The organism is Mariniflexile jejuense (assembly GCF_042675665.1).
Lineage (GTDB): Bacteria > Bacteroidota > Bacteroidia > Flavobacteriales > Flavobacteriaceae > Mariniflexile > Mariniflexile jejuense.
This window is the reverse complement of record NZ_JBHTJI010000032.1, coordinates 4,297-5,865: the sequence shown is the minus strand read 5'-3', so window position 1 is coordinate 5,865 and position 1,569 is coordinate 4,297. Positions and strand designations below refer to the sequence as shown.

Genomic DNA, 1,569 nt, shown 5'->3' with positions numbered 1-1,569 from the left:
TAAAAATTAAAAAAAAAGGACATTTAAATCTTTGTCTAAATTCAAAACCGCTACATAACATGGTATAAATTTAATTGCTTGTAGTTACTTAATCGGAAAAATCCTGCGGATTTTTCCTTTGGCTTGCATTTTTTTGTTATTTTAGTACCTAATCCACGCAACTAAAAATTATACAAAACGTTACCTTGCATTAAAAACACGCACTCAAACGCAAGTTTTGCGGAAAAAATATTGAGATTTAAAGCAAATTTTTACGGAATTTAAAAACAGAAAAAAAACAAGATTGCGGAATTTTAGCCCGTTTGTGGAATAAACAAAAACAGAAAAACCATGTTTGCGGAAAATCCAATCGCAGCGGAAAAATGAGCAAGTTTGCGGAATTGTTAAACGCAGAAAATCAATTAAAAAAAAGAAAAAAGAAAGAAAAAACGCTATATTTAACGGACAATAAAAACGCAAGGTAACATTGTATAAAAATAATGTGGACAAATCGCTCAATCGAAAGTTTGTGTGTATTTGCAAGCTTCCGATTTTCCTGCGGAAAATCGCCGCTCACAAACCCACACTATTCTTATACGCGACGTTGCCTGCAATGCTGAAACCGAAGTGCTAACATGAAAAATCTGTTCAAGAAAAAAATACAAAAGCAATTTACTGACTCATTGACTAAAGGAGTTTTTACAACTTCTCATGTGATTGAGAATAATTCACTGATAACTTTGGTTTCTCATGAGCTTGACGGTGATTGGCAATTTATGGGTGATGAGATTATTGAGGATTACAAAGAGATTGCACGAGTTATATCGCTTCAAGAAATGATAACTCATGATAAGTCAATACTTGATGTGGCGGACTTAAAACCAGGATTTCGAGCTGTTCGGCAAAGACAAAATGATAAGTGGATAGTTGAGAAGATTGAGTATAGTGATGATGAAATAGCTGAGATGGGATATTATTGCTCTGAATGTGGATTATACCATCGTGATATTCCATTTTCCTATGGAGCCGATGAGCCTGTTTCATATTTTAATTTGACAGATAAAAGCAACTCGACAATCAACAAAGATTTATGCATAATTGATAATAAAAGGTACTTTATCAAAGGTCAGATAAAAATAAAGGTCTTAGATAATGAGAATGATTTTTCATGGAATGTTTGGATTGAGATAAGTAAATCAGATTTTGACAACGAAGAAGCAATTTGGGTGGAGGAGAATAGATTTCTAAACAAACTATATTTTGGCGTACTTGATACAGTTTTAAATTGCTATCCAGATACGATTGGATTAAAGGTCAGCGTTCAGACTCAGAAATTAGGAATTATTCCTTCTATCAAAATTGAGGACTCAAACCATCCATTGTTTTTTGAACAAGAAAATGGTATAGATATGAAACGAGTGACTTATTTTGCAAAAAAGATTTTATACGGACATGAATAAAGCACAGCAGGCAACACACAATATAAAACAGTTGGGGGTCAGTGGCTTGCGTAGCTTTTGTTCTCGCGTCAGCGTTTTCCTCGGTGGATACAGACGTGCTCCGAAAACCCAACCGTTTCATATTGTCAAA

General features: G+C 34.0%; 1 protein-coding gene. It reads left to right on the top strand.

What is annotated here, in order from left to right; genetic code table 11:
• Nucleotides 1-614: 614 nt before the first annotated feature.
• On the top strand, nucleotides 615-1,439 hold the full coding sequence (locus tag ACFQ1R_RS13115) for a DUF2199 domain-containing protein (protein WP_379926719.1): 825 nt from the start codon (nucleotides 615-617) through the stop codon (nucleotides 1,437-1,439).
• Nucleotides 1,440-1,569 lie beyond the last annotated feature (130 nt).

Coding starts and splice junctions, on each gene's coding strand:
- ACFQ1R_RS13115 (WP_379926719.1), top strand. CDS start 615: ATGAAAAATCTGTTCAAGAAAAAAATACAAAAGCAATTTACTGACTCA.